Below are 16,569 nucleotides of genomic sequence, written 5' to 3' on the forward strand. Positions count from 1 at the left end.
TTTTCTAGGCAAAAACCGTCATTCCCACGATATAATCAAAGGCTTTTCTGTTTGGTCGCGAACGGAAATTAACCTTAATTTAGGAATTCGATATGAAAGTAGTAGCCTTTGAAAGAAGCGTACAGGGAACGGGTGCGAGCCGCCGTCTGCGCAACTCCGGTAAAACTCCGGGCATCATCTACGGCGGTAAAGACGCCGTAACTGTAATTGAGTTGGATCACAACGCACTGTTTCATGCTCTCCGTAAGGAAGCATTCCACTCATCCATCCTTGATCTCGAAATCGGCGGCAAAGCACAAAAAGTGTTGTTGCGCGATTACCAGATGCATCCATTCAAGCCTTTGGTTCTGCACATCGACTTCCAGCGCGTTTCTGCGACTGAAAAAGTTCACATGCGCGTTCCATTGCACTTCATCAACGCTGACACTTCAGCTGCAGTGAAATTGCAAGGCGCTGTAATCAGCCACATCTCAACCGAATTGGAAGTTTCTTGCTTGCCAGCAGACTTGCCAGAATTCATTGAAGTGGATCTGAACAAGATTGAAGTCGGTCATGGCATCCACGCTAAAGACATCGCATTGCCAAAAGGCGTTACCTTGGTATTGCATGTTGAGCAAGAAAATCCAGTATTAGCTAACGCACGTATCCCAGCAGTGAAATCTGCCGATACTGAAGCTGCTCCTGCAGCTGCTGCTGCTCCTGCTGCTGAAGCCCCAAAGGACAAAGCTTAATTATTTAAGCCCTATCTTTGCGACAGAGGAAGCCCGCTTACAAGCGGGTTTTCTTTTTTGCGGAAATACTTTTATCCTTAAGCTCTCATCATGACTAAATTAATTGTTGGCCTCGGCAATCCTGGCGAAGAACACATAGAAGATCGGCACAATGCTGGCTTCTGGTTTGTTGACGCCCTTGCAAAACAATTGAGTACCCGCTTTGAAACTGAAAAACGTTTTCATGGGAAAGTAGCAAAATCTAAATGGGAAGGTGAAGATCTTTTCTTACTTAAGCCCAGCACTTATATGAACCTCAGCGGTCAAGCTGTAGGCGCGCTGTGCCGCTTCCATAAAATTACGCCCAAAGATGTGCTGGTAGTCCAGGATGAGCTAGATCTCAAACCCGGCACTGCACGTATCAAGCTCGGTGGTGGCACTGGCGGGCACAATGGGCTGAAGGATATTCAAGCCCATCTGGGAACCCCTGAATACTGGCGCCTTCGCCTAGGTATTGGCCACCCACGAGACCTCGCCGCAGAAGGTGCGCGCGTAATGGATGTTGCTGACTATGTATTAAGAAGGCCTTTACAGGCAGAGCAAAAACAGATTGATGCCAGTATTGAAGATGGTTTGGGGATTCTGCCCTTATTTCTAAAGGGCGATGCTCAGGCAGCGATGCTGGAGCTACATTCAAAAACAAATTAGGACACTACTTTGTAGCTAGGGCTTTTTTAGCAGCAGTTAAAGCTTGATACTTCACCATGAGCTGAGTCTGATTTTCTGAGAATGCGGGGTTGAGTGGAATGCAGTCAACTGGACAAACCTGCTGACACTGTGGCGCGTCGTAGTGCCCAACGCACTCAGTACATTTATTGGGATCAATCTCATAGATCTCAAGACCCATGTAGATTGCATCATTCGGACATTCAGGCTCACACACATCGCAGTTGATGCATTCGTCCGTAATCATTAAAGCCATCTTGTTTGCCTACCAGCCTTACTCTTTACTCTTATTGGCTTCGATCTTTTTGACCAACCACTTTTCTACGGATGGGAATACAAACTTACTAACATCTCCGCCCATTGAAGCAATCTCACGCACAAAGGTGCCGGAGATAAATTGATATTGATCTGATGGCGTAAGGAATAGCGTTTCAACATCAGGCAATAAATAGCGATTCATGCCTGCCATCTGAAATTCATACTCAAAATCGGATACTGCACGCAAACCACGCACAATCACACGCGCATTATGTTCGCGCGCAAAGTCTTTTAATAAACCTGTAAAACCAACAATCTTTACATTGGAATAGTGACCAAGAACCTCTTTGGCAATTGCAATGCGCTCTTCCAAGGTAAAGAAAGGGCGCTTGCTACGGCTATCAGCAACACCCACAATTAGCTCGCCAAAAATGCTTGAAGCGCGACGCACCAAGTCCTCATGACCACGAGTAAAGGGATCAAATGTTCCGGGGTATACAGCTACAGTCATAACGCTCCTAAGGCTTTTTCAGCTACAGGCAAGAGTTTAGCCCCTCTTAGAGCGAAATAGACAAGCTTTTACCTGCCCAGCCTCTAAGTATTTTCCACAATGCCAGTCCGGCACTAAAGCCTCGATCTGCTCACGAGAGCGACTGGCCGGAAACTCCACGTAAATCCCTCCGCCAGCGCTGTCATCGCAAACGCGAGCAGCCTCTATCAGCGCTTGATTGAATAAGGCCTCTTCCTGGAAGGGTGGATCAATAAAAATCAAATTGCTCGAGCGGTCGGCTTGTCGCTTTAAAAACTCCAAACTATCTCGGTGCAAAATTTCGACCACTCCAGGAGCGGGAGATGACTGAAGTAAGGCAAAGTTTGCCAAAAGCTTGGCATGGGCCTTCTTATCTTTTTCTAGCAAGGTCACTGAATAAGCGTGTCGTGATGCCGCCTCAAAACCTAAAGCGCCAGTACCGGCAAATAAATCCAAGCACTTCAAACCCACCAGATCCTGCCCAAGCCAATTGAATAAGGTTTCACGAACACGATCTGTGGTGGGACGTAGGCCAGATAGATCCAGCACACTCAGCAAACGACTGCGCCACACTCCACCAATAATGCGAATTTTCTGAGGGAGCTCGGAATGCTTGCCTGGCGCAGCAGGCTTAACTGGCTTATTTATTTTTAGCCCCCAAGACCACAATCTTCATTCGATCCATGGCTAAGTACTTTTGGAACGCTGCCTTTACTTGCTCAAGGCTGACCGCTTCCACTTGCTTAGTCCACACCTCCATCGTGTCGAGAGGCAAATTATTCCAAGCAATTGAGGAAACATTATCGAGCAACTTGCGGTTGTTATCAATTCTCAAAGGGTAGCCATTCATCAAATTCGCTTTAGCGGCATCGAGCTCAGATTGCGTGGGTCCATCAGCAATAAATTGCGCAATGGAAGAACTCATCACCTCTAGTGCCAAAGCTGCCTGATCATTCTTGGTTTGCAATCCCGCCTGAAAAATCCCCGCATCCTTTCCAGGCGCAAAGTAGCTAAACACACTGTAGGCCAGGCCACGCTTTTCACGAACCTCTGACATGAGACGGGATACAAAGCCACCGCCGCCCAAGACATAGTTCCCCACTAACAATGGAAAATAGTCGGGGTTGCTACGGGTTACTGCAGTCATTCCCATACTGATATGCGCTTGCTGTGAATCAAATGGAATGGTGACCTCACGTTGACTTAAAGGCTCTACTGGTGAGCGCTCAAAAGCCGGCAACTTGGCAATAGCAGGTCCAGACTGCGGCACTCTTTGCAATAAACCTTGAACAATTTCAGCAGCCTCTGCTTTACTCACGTCGCCTACGATACTGACAATCATTCGATCGCCGCGGTAAAACTGTTTATGGAACTGCTGCAAGTCAGTTGCGCTGATATTGGTAATACTTTGTACCGTTGGTGAATTAGCTAACGGATAGCTTCCATAAACCAATTTTCTAAAACGGCGATCTAGGACTGACTCTGGCTTTGTCTCTGACTCTAGCAATGCAGTTGTCATTCTTTGCTTCTCGCGCACCAAGATTTTGGCATCGTAAGTGGGGGCGCTCAACATGGCCGATCCCAACTGAACAGCGCGATCACGTAAATCTTTGCGACTTAAAGTTCGAATGCGCATGACAGCGCGCTCACCGCTGACAGTAATGCCAAAGTTTGCACCCAAGTCTGCAATCTCATCGGCGATCTGCGCCTCTGTCAGTAAACCCTTCTCTGACTTTGCGCCATAGTTCATCAGTTGACCAGTTACTGTAGCTAAGCCACTCTTTGCCGCTGGATCATAGCGATCACCCGCATCAATACTGATCTCGATATCCACCATAGGCAAGGCTTTAGTTTGGACTAAGTAAGCTTGCGCGCCCTTGACGGGCTCTAGTTTTTCAATCGGCAATATTGCATGGGCAGAGGTACTAACCCCCGCTATCAGAACGAATGCAAGACTAGCTTGCTTGAGCAATTTATTTAGCAGCACGATTGTCTCCTTGCTTACTCTCATTGGATTGACGCGCCTGCGGATCTAAAACTGCAACTGTTAAACCTTCATCGACCAAATATTTTTTTGCAACAGCTTGAACTTGTGCAGGAGTAATTGCTTGCATCCTCTCCAACATCACATCAATATCTCGCCATGAGAATCCAGCCATCTCTGTACTGCCGATTTCCATTGCCTGACCAAAGATCGAATCTCGCTTATAAATTTGATCAGACAAAATACGCACCTTGATGCGCTTGAGCTCTGACTCCAGAATTCCCTTATCGACAATTTCTTTTAGAGCCTTCCGAATACTGCTCTCAGCCTGCTCTACTGTTTTGCCCTTAGCCATACTGGTGCTAATTAAAAAGAGTTCTGGCCCTCTTGAGATCATGTCGTAACCCACACCCACATCGTTAACTACCCGCTCTTGCTTTACCATCGTGCGGTTTAAGCGAGCGTTGTCATAACCATCAAGTACTGCAGCTAATAACTCCAGCGCATACGGCTCATCATCTTCTAACTTGCCCACTTGTAACTTGGGAACCTTCCATGCCATTGCAAGCTGTGCGCTATCTGCTGGCGCTTTCACTTGCACCCGCTTAATACCTTTTTGTGGCGGCTCGATCTGTGGTTTACGTTCAGGTAACGCTCTTGCAGAAGCGACCCCATAATATTTTTCTACTTGCTGCAAAATAGCTTTAGGGTCCACGTCACCCGCAATAACGACTGTGGCGTTATTAGGTTTGTACCAACTGCGATACCAATCACGTGCATCAGTAGCTTTCATATTGACCAGGTCATTCATCCACCCCACTACCGGATGACGATAAGGTGAGCTCATATAAGCAGTAGCCATGAGTGACTCATTTAGAAGGCTACTTGGATTATCCTCAGTACGCAGACGACGCTCTTCCATCACTACCTGAATTTCTTTCAAGAACTCTGCATCATCAAAGTTGAGGTTAGACATGCGATCAGCCTCTAGCTTCATCACCTCATCTAGCTTGGACTTTTCTACCTGCTGAAAATAGGCTGTGTAATCGCGGGAGGTGAATGCATTTTCTCGACCGCCAACTGCCGCAACTAAGCGAGAGAACTCTCCTGACTTAACCTTGTCAGTGCCCTTAAACATCATATGCTCGAGCACATGGGCTACACCAGTCTTACCATTTACCTCATCCATTGAGCCAGCGCGGTACCAAACCATATGCGCAACCGTCGGCGCCCGATGATCCTCACGCACAATCAACTTAAGACCATTAGACAGTTGAAACTCGTGGGTATTTGCTAGACCTGCGTCTGTGGCTGCCCAGGCGCTGGGACAGCAGAGCATCAAATAGAAAGAAAAGCGTAATAAAGTGGAGCGCATCTGTAAGATCACCTATCCCTAAATTAAATTGATAAGATGCAAGATTAAATTGTATCGATTATGTTCGGCCTACGTAAAACCCTCGGATCCCTATTTAAATCCAATCAGACTGATGAAGCCTGGTTTGATGCCCTAGAAGAATCTCTCATTCTGAGCGACGTGGGCCTACCTACGACTGAACAACTGATTAGCAAACTACGTAAAGCCGCTAAATCAGAAAAAGCTAGCAGCCCAGAAGATCTCAAGCAACTGCTCATTCATGAGGTAGCAAGTCTCTTAAAGCCCTTGGAGCCAATCCCCAATCCTTTGTACGTTCATGATCAAAAGACCACGCCAGAGGTGTGGCTAGTAATTGGCGTTAATGGTGCGGGCAAGACCACCACCATCGGCAAGCTCTGCAAACTCTTTCAATCACAAGGTAAATCCGTTTTACTAGCAGCCGGAGATACTTTCCGCGCAGCGGCACGTAACCAGCTTCTTGAATGGGGTGGCCGTAATCAAGTCGACGTGATCATGCAAGAGAGTGGAGATGCAGCAGCCGTGGCACACGATGCCATTCATGCAGCGATTTCTCGCAAGAGCGATATTCTGATTATTGATACCGCTGGCAGACTCGCTACTCAAGACCATCTCATGGAGGAGCTGAAGAAGGTGAAAAGAGTCATCGGCAAGGCCCTTCCTGGGGCACCTCACCAGACTTTGCTCGTTCTTGATGGCAATACAGGTCAAAACGGTTTAAGCCAAGTAAAGGCCTTTCATGCTGCTCTAGGGCTTTCTGCCTTAATCGTGACCAAATTGGATGGCACTGCTAAAGGCGGGGTCATTTGCGCACTCGCCCACACCCTCAGCAATGGGCCAAAACCAGCAGTTTTAGCCTTAGGCAAAGGCGAGGGAATTGATGATTTAGCCCCCTTTACAGCCGCCCAATATTCATCTGAATTATTCAATTAAATCATAGGCTTATAGAAGTAAAAAACCATTAGCACTCTCTTGACAAGAGTGCTAAAATAGAACCCTACTAATACCTAAAATATATAAAAAGATAATGGTTCAAAAGAAAGCATACAAACCGCAATTGCAAGCACGGCAAACATTGCCAGCAGCGCAGACTGCTGCGGCTTCGCTTGCCTTTCCGATGTTGCCTTCCCTTGGGGTTGGCACACTCGACTCTTATATCTCGTACGTCAATCGCGTACCTATGCTCAGTGCCGCAGAGGAACTTCACCTCGCGCAGGAATTTCGTCGCACTGAAAATGTGGATGCTGCGAAAACTTTGGTTCTCTCGCACCTCCGTTTGGTGGTGTCTGTTGCTCGCCAGTATTTAGGCTATGGCATTCCACATGCCGACCTCATTCAAGAAGGCAATATCGGCTTGATGAAGGCTGTAAAACGCTACGACCCTAACCAAGGTGCACGCTTAGTCTCTTACGCAATCCATTGGATTAAGGCAGAGATTCATGAGTACATTCTTAAGAACTGGCGTTTAGTTAAAGTTGCAACAACTAAAGCGCAACGCAAGCTGTTCTTTAATTTACGCAGCAACAAACCTACTTTGGCTGCGCTGACACCAAATGAAGTTGAGGCATTAGCTAAGGCTCTGGATGTCAAAGGCTCGGACGTTAAAGAAATGGAAATGCGTCTAGCTGGTGGTGATATTGCCTTAGAGGGCGACGACACTGATGATGAGTCAGCCTATGCACCGATTCAGTGGCTGGCTGATAACAGTCAAGAGCCTACTGAGATGATGGCTGCTGCTGCAACTGATGCTCTACATGGCCCTCAATTAGATCAAGCACTCATGGCTTTGGATGAGCGTAGTCGCAACATCGTCCAATCACGTTGGCTGGCAATGGATGCGGATGGTAAGGGTACAAAGACTTTGCATGATCTCGCTAGTGAATATGGCATCTCTGCAGAGCGTGTTCGTCAGATTGAGACTGCTGCTCTCAAAAAGATGCGCAGCCTCTTGCAAACAGAAGCTGCATAAGCAGCTTTCCTCTCTCAGCTTTTACTTCAGCAATTCCTTCAAGTCTTGCGCCAAGGTCTCAGGACCTTGCGCATGCTTGATATAAAGACGTAAATGACCCTCTGGATCAAATGCGTAGCTTCCTGCTGTGTGATCTATGGTGTATGAACCAGGACTAGTACCAGGTACCTTCTTGTAATAAATCTTGAAGTCTTTGGTGACCTTTTCTAAAGCAGCTTCATCAGCTGGGCGCAAGCCCAAGAAACGGGAATCAAATGCGGGGACATACTGCTTCAGAATGCTTGCGCTATCTCGCTCAGGATCTACTGTTACAAACAATACCTGCACCTTATCAGCCTGTGGTCCCAATAGAGTCATGACCTGCTGCATCTCAGTCAGCGTCGTAGGGCATACATCTGGACACTGAGTATAGCCAAAGAACATCACAACTGCTTTGCCTTTAAAGTCAGCCATGGTCCTTACTTTCCCATCAGGATCAAGCAAGCTAAAGTCTGTACCGAATGCTTTGCTGCCAGTAATGTCAACATTCTTAAAGCTTGGCTTAGGACTGCAAGCTGCCAAAGCTAAACCAATGAGCGATAACATCAGGATGCGTGCAATGCGCATAGAAATTTTTGATAAATTCATATTCATCTCACATGCAATAGTGATCGATTAATAGCGCTGCAAACAGCAAAGATAAATACGTAATCGAAAAACGGAATGTTTTCTTCGCCAACTCATCGCTATAAGAAACAAATAGAGCAATCACATAAGCCAAGAACATCAGACCTAAAATGATTGCGGAGACTAAATACACCAGCCCACTCATACCGTAGATGTAAGGCAGCAAAGTAGCTGCAATCAAAATCAGGGTGTACAGCAAAATGTTGAGCAGCGTAAAGCGCTCACCATGAGTTACCGGTAACATCGGCAAACCACTTTGCACATAGTCATCACGCCGATATAGAGCGAGCGCCCAAAAGTGCGGCGGCGTCCAAACAAAAATAATCAGCACTAAGAGCCAAGCTTCTGCAGACAGGCTATTCGTGACTGCCGCCCAACCTAGAGCTGGCGGCATCGCGCCAGATAGTCCACCAATCACAATATTTTGTGGTGTAGCAGGCTTAAGCAGCCAGGTATAAATCACAGCGTAACCTACAAAAGTTGCTACTGTGAGCCACATCGTTAATGGATTGCAGAAGTTCCACAAGATGACCATTCCCAAACTACCGAGAACAATCGAAAAAATAGTAATGTGAAAAGGTGTTACCTCACCCGTGGCAGATGGCCTCCAAGAGGTACGCTTCATCTTTGCATCAACAGCCTGTTCAATCAAACAGTTCATTGCAAACGCTGCACCCGCCAATAACCATATACCAACTATTCCACCAATGAGCACTGGGTAAGGCACCATGCCAGGGGTAGCCAAGAACATTCCAATCACTGCGCAGAAAACTGCTAGCTGAGTGACGCGGGGCTTGGTGAGAACCCAGTATTGACGCCAACGCGGCATCGCTCCAGGAGTGGAAGAGGTGGGGCTACTCATAATGATTTAACCATCTTAATATGAACGGGGGCACTCCAAGAGGACCACTGGGTCAGGCGAACCAAACAGAACACCAGAGCTGCGGAACCGCCGGTATGCATCAAGGCAGCAAGAAGCGGCCACTGAAAAACGACATTCGAAATACCCGTAAGGGCTTGAAGAATCAGTAAGCCTAGTAATAACTTAGCAATCTTGCCCATTCCGGATAATGCAGCATTACTTAACTGAAGAGCGCTCACTCCCAATAAGCTGAGGTCTGCAATAGCAACTACAGCAAACACGCGATGCGCCCAATGGATTGTTTGCAAGGCAACAGGAGAAATAGATTCACCTTGAGCATTCAGGCCCAGCGCACGCCAAAGAGTAAAACCAGCCTGCCAATCTGTTTCCGGCAAAAATGTTCCCATGCAGGTCGGAAAATCAGGGCATGCTAATACCGCGTAATTTGTACTCACCCATGCACCCAAAAATATTTGAATGCTGAGGGCGACCGCAGCAAGAAAGAGCAACTTTGCAGAAAGTGGCTTAGGTTGAAAGCGAAGTGCTGAGGAAGACTTTTCTTCCCACTCTTGCTGCGCATAAGTCGTTAAGGAGGCCAGCAAAACTAGAGCCAACATTAAGTGGATAGTCACAATGATGGGTTGTAATTTGAGCGTCACTGTCCAAGCACCAAATGCTCCCTGAATGCACACCAAAACCAGCAAGCACAGGCTGCCCAACAATGGCTTTGTACCCAAGCTCTTCAACTTACTAAAAGCTAAACCCACCTGAATCAAAATTAATGCACCAACAGTCATTGCTAAATAACGATGAATCATTTCAATCCAGGCCTTAATCACCGTCACAGGGCCCGTAGGCATATTGGCCTCAGCAAGCTGTATCTCGCCGATCGCATGCCATGGGTTTGAGGTGCCATAGCAACCAGGCCAATCTGGGCAACCCAAGCCAGAATCCGTAAGACGAGTGAAAGCACCGAACACAATTAAGTCGAAAGTCATGAAGACCAAAACCCAATTGAGCTTTTGGAAAAAGCTATAACCCGGCCTGGTCCAGAGATAGAGCAAAGGTAGACCTGCAAAGACAATTGCAATTGCAGCTAACTCCCCGAGCAATAAGAAACTACTCATTGCAATTGCTCGCCCTTACGATTGAGGCGCAGTAGTTTTTCGAGATCTTTTTTGATGCTGCCAAATTCCTTCGGTGAGTTAGTCACCGGAAAAACCATCATCTTGGCTGGACTCGGATCGATCAACTGAATCTTCTGCCCTGCGCCATCACGATTAAGCCAAACATCAAACTCAGACTTCAACTGAGGATCTGCGGGCAAACTGAGAATCTGAAATCCTGCAGTCTTTTCATCATAAGCCAGCAATACCTCAGGGTCTACTGGCTTCCCATCTGTATTAACCCAAACCAACTGAACGCGACCACTCTCGCGGCCGACAGCAATACGCAACTGGCGCATTAAAAATAAAGCCTCAAGGCAAGATTCGTTTTGAATGGTGCACTCGCCAGCCGGTCTAGCTACTAGCAAAGTCCATTTGCCATTAAAAGGAATATCAAACCAAGCTGGATTCACATCTTGCACAGGCTGAACAAGGGTTCCGAAATTTGTTTTTCCACCCTCTGGCTTAAAGACGTAATACGCCAAATAAGAAGCGATCACCGGTGCTGCACATGCAAGCAATAAAAATAGCATTTGCAGACGACCGCGACGAGTCTGCGCGTTAATCGCCGATGAATCCATTTGCGAAGCTGGGATTAATAACTCTTTATCACTCACACTCTATCTCCATTCACAGCAAGCTCTCGCCGATATTTCATGAGGCCATTGATGAGCCAAAATAAAAATCCAGCCAATGCCAAAGCAAACCACTGAAAGGCATAAGCATAATGGCGATCGACGCCATTTGTTGGGGAGGGCCAATTTCTAACTAAACCATCTTTTTTGGCTGAATCGGATTCACGAACAATAAATGGCAACTGCTTCCACCCATGACTTTGGGCTTCGAGCGCTAAATCAAAATTTTGCTCAATTCTAGGACTCGCTTTCGTATCACTTTTTTGGCCCAACTCATAAACCCTTCCCGGGTGGGGAAAGGCAACCCCTTCAATAGCCACCACTTCATCTGGGGTATTGATTGGAGGTAGTTCAGTACGATTTTCATTATTCCGAGGAGCCCAGCCTCGATTGACCCAAACAACGGCATCCTGACCATGTAATTTCAGGGGCATCATCACATAAAACCCAGACTGGCCTGCACTGCCAGCCCCACCATCCGGAATAGGACGAGGGCGGTTATCTAGCCAAATAGCCTCAGCTGGGATAAAGCGGCCGCGAGCAAGAATACGACGCTCTGCAGCCTGCTCTAAGGTCAAACTATCGGTATTGGCATTCAGTACGGGCATTTGCAGCTTCGCAGCCAGAGAGTCACCCAAGCGAATCTTTTGATCTGCCCGATTTAGTTGCCAAATACCCGCGCTACAGCCCACCAAAATCACCAGCAGGGCTGATAAAGTAGCAACTATACGACTAGTAATTAAGCTAGAAAACATATTCACAAGGGTACTTTGAGATGAAATGGATTATTCCAGTTGCACTGCTAATGATTGTAGGAAGCTTGGGCTCTGCTCTCTACTTCATGATGAAGGATAAGGGCGGTAGCTCAAGAATGGTTCAGTCTCTCATGCTACGTATTGGACTTTCAATAGTTCTGTTTCTTGGTATCTTGATTGCCCACTATTTTGGCTATATTGAAGCTACTGGTGTTCGGGTAGGAACAAGCTAAGCAAAATAAAATCGGTAACCCAAAATAAATCGGGGCTTAACGCCCCGATTTTTTATTTCCTTACATCCAGTAAACGGCGATGTAGAGACCGAGCCAGACAACGTCAACGAAGTGCCAGTACCAAGCAGCACCTTCAAACGCAAAATGGTTTTCAGCAGTAAAGTCGCCACGAATCATACGACGCAACACAATCGCCAACATCAAGCCACCGAGGAATACGTGGAAGCCGTGGAAACCAGTCAACATAAAAAATGTTGAACCATAAACACCTGAAGTCAACTTCAAGTTCAAGGCATGGTATGCATGGTAGTACTCATACATCTGAAAGCCTAAGAAGATAATGCCGAGACCTACAGTTGCAGCCAAACCATAAATGGCTTTCTTCATGTGGTTTTCACGAAGCGCATGGTGAGCATAAGTAACTGTTACGCCTGAGCTCAAGAGCAACAAAGTATTAATGGTTGGGATTGGCCATGGGCCCATCGTTGTAAATTTCTCAACCAAACCTGCAGGGCCATCATTAGGCCAAACTGCTGTGAAGTTGGGCCAGAGTAATTTGCTCTCTACATCACCCATCCAAGGCATCGCAATATTGCGCGCATAGAACAAAGCAGCAAAGAAAGCGCCGAAGAACATGATCTCAGAGAAGATGAACCAAGCCATCGACCAGCGATAAGAAATATCGACGTTTACACCATTTTTGCCGGCATTAGACTCAGCAATAGTGTCTCCAAACCAGTTGTAGAGAACAAACAAAACCCAGAGTACGCCAACTGCAGTTACTGGGCCGCCCCAAGCTGCATGGTTTACCCAGCCAGACATACCAGCGCCAAAGGCAAGCAAACCCAGAGCTGCTGCAGCTGGATGACTGGATAGTCCAGGAACGAAATAGTAAGGGGTTGAATTGGATGACATCTTATTCTCTCTATTCAATCAAAAAATAATCAATGGGACACAACTGCTTTAACTATCAAAAGGAGTGCGCCCATAAAAATCAAGGCACCTAATACTCCCGCAATAATAATGTGGATAAAACTTAATGAAGCTACATCTTCCTGCAATCCTGATTTTTTACGCACACCCAAAAAAGCCCACAACACTGCGATCATGGATTGCATAAAAGTACTTTTCTTACTCATGACACCGATTTCGATTTAGGAGTTGTTGAGCCCGCTGGCTGCTGACCAACTCCTAACTCAAAGAAGGTGTACGACAAAGTAATGGTTTTCACATCAGCCGGCAGTCCCGCATCAATCACGAACACTACTGGCATCTTTTTCATTTCATGAGCTGCCAAAGTTTGCTGCTGAAAACAAAAACACTCTAATTTGGTAAAGAACTCCATGGCGCTTTTAGGCGCATAACTTGGAATTGCTTGAGCCTCTACAGAGCGATTCAAATTATTGGTTACTTCATAAACAATCTCTGTCATCTCGCCAGGATGCACTTCTAAAAAGTTCTTTACCGGACGAAATGTAAATGGGCCGCGGCTATTGGAGTCAAACTCGATAGTCACCTTGCGGGAGTAATCGACCTGAGTATTGCCAACCTTATTAGCGCTATAGGCTCGAATGCCATAGTCATTCTTGCTAGTGATCACATTAATGCCGGTAACCTCGCACAATGCCTTATACATCGGCACCAATGCGTAACCAAAACCAAACATCATCACTGAAGCGATCAATAGCTTGAGTAAGATTTGGCGGTTAATAGAGGCAATAGCGGACATATTGATGATGAGCCTTAACCCAGTAAGCTCCGCTTAAGCAAAATGCCAACAAAGAACACAATAGCAACACTCAAAAGGATAAAACCCAATCTGCGATTACCGGCAGATTGGGATTTGTGTGCGGCTACTTTAGATTCCTGCAGCATTTAACTCTGCAGCATTAGGAGGAGTTTCAAATGTGTGGTGTGGCGCTGGTGAAGGCACAGTCCACTCCAAACCTTTGGCGCCATCCCATGGCTTCATTGGCGCTTTTTCGCCTTTGCCGTTGTAAGCTGGCAAGACAACAAAGAGTAAGAAATAAACTTGGGACAAACCAAAACCGAGTGCACCAATAGAAGCAACCATATTGAAATCGGCAAACTGGGTTGGGTAATCAGCATAACGACGTGGCATACCTGCCAAGCCCAAGAAATGCATTGGGAAGAACGTTACGTTGAAGAAAATCATGGAAGTCCAAAAGTGGATCTTGCCGCGAGTTTCACTAGCCATATAGCCAGTCCACTTTGGACACCAGTAGTAGAAGCCAGCAAACATGGCGAATAATGAGCCTGCTACCAATACATAGTGGAAGTGAGCAACAACGTAATAAGTATCTTGCACACCAATATCAATTGGCGCCATTGCCAAGATCAAGCCTGTGAAACCACCCATTGTGAATACGAAAATAAAACCAACTGCCCACAACATTGGAGTTTCGAATGTCATCGAACCCTTCCACATAGTTGCTACCCAGTTGAAAATCTTCACGCCAGTTGGCACGGCGATCAACATTGTGGCGTACATGAAGAACAGCTGACCTGTTACAGGCATACCTGTTGCAAACATGTGGTGAGCCCAAACGATGAATGACAAGATCGCAATAGATGCAGTCGCATAAACCATTGAGCTATAGCCAAACAAAGTTTTTCTGGAGAACGCGGGGATGATCTCACTCACAATTCCGAATGCTGGAAGAATCATGATGTACACCTCTGGGTGACCAAAGAACCAGAAAATATGCTGGAACATGATTGGGTCACCACCGCCAACTGCGGAGAAGAAAGAAGTACCGAAATGACGATCTGTCAGAACCATGGTGATTGCACCAGCCAATACAGGCATTACGGCAATCAACAAATAAGCAGTAATCAACCAAGTCCAGCAGAACATTGGCATCTTCATCAATGTCAGGCCAGGAGCGCGCATGTTCAAGATGGTCACGATGATGTTAATCGAACCCATGATGGAAGAAGCACCCAATAAGTGGAGTGCAAAAATAGCCATGTCTAAACCTGGGCCCATTTGTGAGGTCAATGGAGCGTACAAAGTCCAACCACCAGCAGGTGCACCGCCAGGAGCTAAGAATGAACCGAACAACAAGCAAGCTGCTACTGGAAGAATCCAAAAGCTAAAGTTGTTCATACGAGCAAAAGCCATATCGGATGCGCCGATTTGCAAAGGAATCATCCAGTTTGCAAATCCAACGAATGCCGGCATGATTGCACCGAACACCATTACCAAACCGTGCATGGTGGTTAACTGGTTAAAGAACTCAGGGCGCAAAAATTGCAAACCTGGTTGGAACAATTCCAAACGAATACCCAGCGCCATCACACCACCAGCTAATAAGCTGACGAATGAGAAGATCAGATACATCGTGCCGATGTCTTTGTGGTTGGTTGCAAACAACCAACGACGCCAACCATGTGGCGTGTGATCATCATGCGCGTGGTCGTGTGCGTGATCGTGGGTGGTAGAGACTGTGCTCATGGATTACTCCGGTTTAGTTTGATCTGTATTAATAAATAAATTACTTGCCAGCGCGTGCAGAAACAATATCTTGGGTCTGAATCAGCTCGCCCGTTTTATTGCCCCAAGCATTGCGGGTATATGTCATCACAGCAGCGATATCGCCATCAGAAATTACACCAGCCCACTTCGGCATCGCACCCTTACCATTGATAAGAATGTTGTATTGACCAGCTTTTGGTCCATTAACAACCTTGCTGCCATCTAAAGCCGGGAACGCGCCCGCGCCTTTGCCATTAGGCTGATGACATGCTGCGCAGTTAGCCGCATAGACTTTGGCACCACGCTCTTTTTGCTCGTCCAAGGTGTAAACCTTAGTTGGGTCATCAGATGCCCCACCCATTTCTTTTTTCTTCTCTGCCACCCACTTGGTGTAGTCCTCTTCTGAGACTACATTGACCACGATAGGCATGAAGGCATGTTCAGCACCACACAACTCTGAACATTGGCCGCGATAAGTACCAATTTTGTCAGCGCGGAACCAGGCATCACGAACAAAACCAGGGATCGCATCTTGCTTAACGCCAAATGCTGGGATGGTCCATGAATGAATCACATCATTCGCAGTGGTAATGATGCGAATCTTTTTACCAACTGGTACAACCATTTCGTTATCGACTTCCATCAAATATGTATTTGATTTAGGAGCCAAGTTATTAATGGATTCACGTGAAGTAGTCAGGGTAGACAAGAAACTAATGCCTTCGCCCTCACCCTTGATGTAGTCGTAACCCCATTTCCACTGATAACCAGTAGTCTTAATAGTGATATCAGAGTTGGTAGTGTCTTTCATCGCCACAACAGTTTTTGTTGCTGGCAAAGCCATACCGATAACGATCAGCAATGGGATAACTGTCCAAATGATCTCAACAGTAGTACTTTCGTGGAAAGAGGCAGATTTAGCGCCTAATGATTTGCGATGCTTGAGGATTGAATAGAACATCACCCCAAAAACACCCACAAAAATCACCGCACAAATGATCAACATCATCCAATGCAACCAATGGATTTCTTGCATGATTTTGGTTGCTGGGGCAGTGAAATTCAACTGCATGACAGCAGGGCCGCCCGGCATATTTTCAGCCGCATGCGCAAATGCAGTGCCAAAGGCTGCTACTAAATAGAGCGAAGCCCTAGTGACTTTTCCAAATAAATTCATCTTATTC

General features: G+C 46.6%; 21 protein-coding genes. 5 read left to right on the plus strand and 16 right to left on the minus strand.

Annotation, left to right across the window (positions count from 1 at the left end; genetic code table 11):
• Positions 1 to 92: 92 nt before the first annotated feature.
• Together ICN14_RS05740 and pth are read left to right on the plus strand one after the other, a co-directional pair.
• Entirely contained in the window at positions 93 to 731 is a 639-nt protein-coding gene (locus tag ICN14_RS05740; protein ID WP_216225566.1) for a 50S ribosomal protein L25/general stress protein Ctc, read from the plus strand.
• 90 nt (positions 732 to 821) lie between these two features.
• Positions 822 to 1,418 carry an aminoacyl-tRNA hydrolase gene (gene pth, locus ICN14_RS05745; RefSeq protein ID WP_216225567.1) on the plus strand — a complete coding sequence of 199 codons (597 nt, stop codon included), beginning with the start codon at positions 822 to 824 and terminating at the stop codon, positions 1,416 to 1,418.
• A gap of 4 nt (positions 1,419 to 1,422) precedes the next feature.
• Here pth and ICN14_RS05750 read toward each other — a convergent pair whose 3' ends face one another.
• From ICN14_RS05750 to ICN14_RS05770, 5 genes are read right to left on the minus strand one after another with little or no spacing between them, the layout of a single operon-like run.
• Positions 1,423 to 1,692, minus strand: a complete 270-nt coding sequence (locus ICN14_RS05750) for a YfhL family 4Fe-4S dicluster ferredoxin (protein ID WP_215333994.1) — start codon at positions 1,690 to 1,692, stop codon at positions 1,423 to 1,425.
• Positions 1,693 to 1,710: 18 nt separating this feature from the next.
• On the minus strand, positions 1,711 to 2,205 hold the full coding sequence (gene coaD, locus ICN14_RS05755) for a pantetheine-phosphate adenylyltransferase (protein ID WP_216225568.1): 495 nt from the start codon (positions 2,203 to 2,205) through the stop codon (positions 1,711 to 1,713).
• A 36-nt stretch (positions 2,206 to 2,241) separates the two neighbouring features.
• Positions 2,242 to 2,892, minus strand: a complete 651-nt coding sequence (gene rsmD, locus ICN14_RS05760) for a 16S rRNA (guanine(966)-N(2))-methyltransferase RsmD (protein ID WP_216863233.1) — start codon at positions 2,890 to 2,892, stop codon at positions 2,242 to 2,244.
• Entirely contained in the window at positions 2,864 to 4,210 is a 1,347-nt protein-coding gene (locus ICN14_RS05765) for a M16 family metallopeptidase (protein WP_370624814.1), read from the minus strand. The genes rsmD and ICN14_RS05765 overlap by 29 nt, the downstream gene beginning before the upstream one ends.
• Positions 4,197 to 5,582 carry a pitrilysin family protein gene (locus ICN14_RS05770; protein WP_216225570.1) on the minus strand — a complete coding sequence of 462 codons (1,386 nt, stop codon included), beginning with the start codon at positions 5,580 to 5,582 and terminating at the stop codon, positions 4,197 to 4,199. The genes ICN14_RS05765 and ICN14_RS05770 overlap by 14 nt, the downstream gene beginning before the upstream one ends.
• Positions 5,583 to 5,642: 60 nt before the next feature.
• On the opposite strand from ICN14_RS05770, the gene ftsY reads away from it, so the two are divergent.
• A complete protein-coding gene (gene ftsY / locus ICN14_RS05775) occupies positions 5,643 to 6,533 on the plus strand; it encodes a signal recognition particle-docking protein FtsY (RefSeq protein ID WP_216225571.1) in 891 nt (296 codons plus the stop codon).
• 94 nt (positions 6,534 to 6,627) lie between these two features.
• Complete coding sequence (gene rpoH, locus ICN14_RS05780; protein ID WP_216225572.1) at positions 6,628 to 7,569, plus strand: RNA polymerase sigma factor RpoH; 942 nt, start codon at positions 6,628 to 6,630, stop codon at positions 7,567 to 7,569.
• 21 nt (positions 7,570 to 7,590) lie between these two features.
• Here the strand turns inward: rpoH and ICN14_RS05785 are convergent, their stop codons facing one another.
• From ICN14_RS05785 to ICN14_RS05805, 5 genes are read right to left on the minus strand one after another with little or no spacing between them, the layout of a single operon-like run.
• Complete coding sequence (locus tag ICN14_RS05785; protein WP_255535979.1) at positions 7,591 to 8,196, minus strand: SCO family protein; 606 nt, start codon at positions 8,194 to 8,196, stop codon at positions 7,591 to 7,593.
• Positions 8,197 to 8,203: 7 nt separating this feature from the next.
• Positions 8,204 to 9,097, minus strand: a complete 894-nt coding sequence (gene cyoE / locus ICN14_RS05790) for a heme o synthase (protein WP_216225573.1) — start codon at positions 9,095 to 9,097, stop codon at positions 8,204 to 8,206.
• On the minus strand, positions 9,094 to 10,224 hold the full coding sequence (locus ICN14_RS05795) for a heme A synthase (RefSeq protein WP_216225574.1): 1,131 nt from the start codon (positions 10,222 to 10,224) through the stop codon (positions 9,094 to 9,096). Before ICN14_RS05795 ends, cyoE begins: the two co-directional genes overlap by 4 nt.
• Complete coding sequence (locus tag ICN14_RS05800; protein WP_216225575.1) at positions 10,221 to 10,880, minus strand: hypothetical protein; 660 nt, start codon at positions 10,878 to 10,880, stop codon at positions 10,221 to 10,223. Before ICN14_RS05800 ends, ICN14_RS05795 begins: the two co-directional genes overlap by 4 nt.
• A complete protein-coding gene (locus tag ICN14_RS05805; protein WP_216863249.1) occupies positions 10,877 to 11,653 on the minus strand; it encodes an SURF1 family protein in 777 nt (258 codons plus the stop codon). Before ICN14_RS05805 ends, ICN14_RS05800 begins: the two co-directional genes overlap by 4 nt.
• Before the next feature lie 20 nt (positions 11,654 to 11,673).
• Between ICN14_RS05805 and ICN14_RS05810 the strand changes: the two genes are divergently transcribed.
• Positions 11,674 to 11,886 carry a twin transmembrane helix small protein gene (locus ICN14_RS05810; protein WP_216225576.1) on the plus strand — a complete coding sequence of 71 codons (213 nt, stop codon included), beginning with the start codon at positions 11,674 to 11,676 and terminating at the stop codon, positions 11,884 to 11,886.
• A gap of 60 nt (positions 11,887 to 11,946) precedes the next feature.
• On the opposite strand, the gene ICN14_RS05815 is transcribed toward ICN14_RS05810, so the two are convergent.
• The 6 genes from ICN14_RS05815 to coxB are packed head-to-tail and all read right to left on the minus strand — an operon-like array spanning position 11,947 to position 16,478.
• A complete protein-coding gene (locus ICN14_RS05815; protein ID WP_216225577.1) occupies positions 11,947 to 12,801 on the minus strand; it encodes a cytochrome c oxidase subunit 3 in 855 nt (284 codons plus the stop codon).
• A 29-nt stretch (positions 12,802 to 12,830) separates the two neighbouring features.
• Positions 12,831 to 13,025, minus strand: a complete 195-nt coding sequence (locus ICN14_RS05820) for a DUF2970 domain-containing protein (protein ID WP_216225578.1) — start codon at positions 13,023 to 13,025, stop codon at positions 12,831 to 12,833.
• Positions 13,022 to 13,615 (minus strand): cytochrome c oxidase assembly protein, encoded by a 594-nt coding sequence (locus ICN14_RS05825; protein WP_216225579.1) that lies wholly within the window; start codon positions 13,613 to 13,615, stop codon positions 13,022 to 13,024. The genes ICN14_RS05820 and ICN14_RS05825 overlap by 4 nt, the downstream gene beginning before the upstream one ends.
• Positions 13,616 to 13,629: 14 nt before the next feature.
• The gene (locus ICN14_RS05830) at positions 13,630 to 13,761 is read right to left on the minus strand and encodes a cytochrome oxidase small assembly protein (protein ID WP_216225580.1); all 132 of its coding nucleotides are present in this window, start codon (positions 13,759 to 13,761) and stop codon (positions 13,630 to 13,632) included.
• On the minus strand, positions 13,745 to 15,364 hold the full coding sequence (ctaD, locus tag ICN14_RS05835) for a cytochrome c oxidase subunit I (protein WP_216225581.1): 1,620 nt from the start codon (positions 15,362 to 15,364) through the stop codon (positions 13,745 to 13,747). The genes ICN14_RS05830 and ctaD overlap by 17 nt, the downstream gene beginning before the upstream one ends.
• A gap of 40 nt (positions 15,365 to 15,404) precedes the next feature.
• Positions 15,405 to 16,478: a cytochrome c oxidase subunit II gene (gene coxB / locus ICN14_RS05840; protein ID WP_370624828.1), complete on the minus strand. Its 1,074-nt coding sequence runs from the start codon at positions 16,476 to 16,478 to the stop codon at positions 15,405 to 15,407.
• Between the last annotated feature and the right edge of the window lie 91 nt (positions 16,479 to 16,569).

It is taken from the genome of Polynucleobacter sp. MG-27-Goln-C1 (assembly GCF_018881905.1).
In the GTDB taxonomy this organism is placed as follows: domain Bacteria; phylum Pseudomonadota; class Gammaproteobacteria; order Burkholderiales; family Burkholderiaceae; genus Polynucleobacter.

Coding starts and splice junctions, on each gene's coding strand:
- ICN14_RS05740 (WP_216225566.1), top strand. CDS start 93: ATGAAAGTAGTAGCCTTTGAAAGAAGCGTACAGGGAACGGGTGCGAGC.
- pth (WP_216225567.1), top strand. CDS start 822: ATGACTAAATTAATTGTTGGCCTCGGCAATCCTGGCGAAGAACACATA.
- ICN14_RS05750 (WP_215333994.1), bottom strand. CDS start 1,692: ATGGCTTTAATGATTACGGACGAATGCATCAACTGCGATGTGTGTGAG.
- coaD (WP_216225568.1), bottom strand. CDS start 2,205: ATGACTGTAGCTGTATACCCCGGAACATTTGATCCCTTTACTCGTGGT.
- ICN14_RS05770 (WP_216225570.1), bottom strand. CDS start 5,582: ATGCGCTCCACTTTATTACGCTTTTCTTTCTATTTGATGCTCTGCTGT.
- ftsY (WP_216225571.1), top strand. CDS start 5,643: ATGTTCGGCCTACGTAAAACCCTCGGATCCCTATTTAAATCCAATCAG.
- rpoH (WP_216225572.1), top strand. CDS start 6,628: ATGGTTCAAAAGAAAGCATACAAACCGCAATTGCAAGCACGGCAAACA.
- ICN14_RS05785 (WP_255535979.1), bottom strand. CDS start 8,196: ATGAATTTATCAAAAATTTCTATGCGCATTGCACGCATCCTGATGTTA.
- cyoE (WP_216225573.1), bottom strand. CDS start 9,097: ATGAGTAGCCCCACCTCTTCCACTCCTGGAGCGATGCCGCGTTGGCGT.
- ICN14_RS05795 (WP_216225574.1), bottom strand. CDS start 10,224: ATGAGTAGTTTCTTATTGCTCGGGGAGTTAGCTGCAATTGCAATTGTC.
- ICN14_RS05805 (WP_216863249.1), bottom strand. CDS start 11,653: ATGTTTTCTAGCTTAATTACTAGTCGTATAGTTGCTACTTTATCAGCC.
- ICN14_RS05810 (WP_216225576.1), top strand. CDS start 11,674: ATGAAATGGATTATTCCAGTTGCACTGCTAATGATTGTAGGAAGCTTG.
- ICN14_RS05815 (WP_216225577.1), bottom strand. CDS start 12,801: ATGTCATCCAATTCAACCCCTTACTATTTCGTTCCTGGACTATCCAGT.
- ICN14_RS05820 (WP_216225578.1), bottom strand. CDS start 13,025: ATGAGTAAGAAAAGTACTTTTATGCAATCCATGATCGCAGTGTTGTGG.
- ICN14_RS05825 (WP_216225579.1), bottom strand. CDS start 13,615: ATGTCCGCTATTGCCTCTATTAACCGCCAAATCTTACTCAAGCTATTG.
- ICN14_RS05830 (WP_216225580.1), bottom strand. CDS start 13,761: ATGCTGCAGGAATCTAAAGTAGCCGCACACAAATCCCAATCTGCCGGT.
- ctaD (WP_216225581.1), bottom strand. CDS start 15,364: ATGAGCACAGTCTCTACCACCCACGATCACGCACACGACCACGCGCAT.
- coxB (WP_370624828.1), bottom strand. CDS start 16,478: ATGCCGGGCGGCCCTGCTGTCATGCAGTTGAATTTCACTGCCCCAGCA.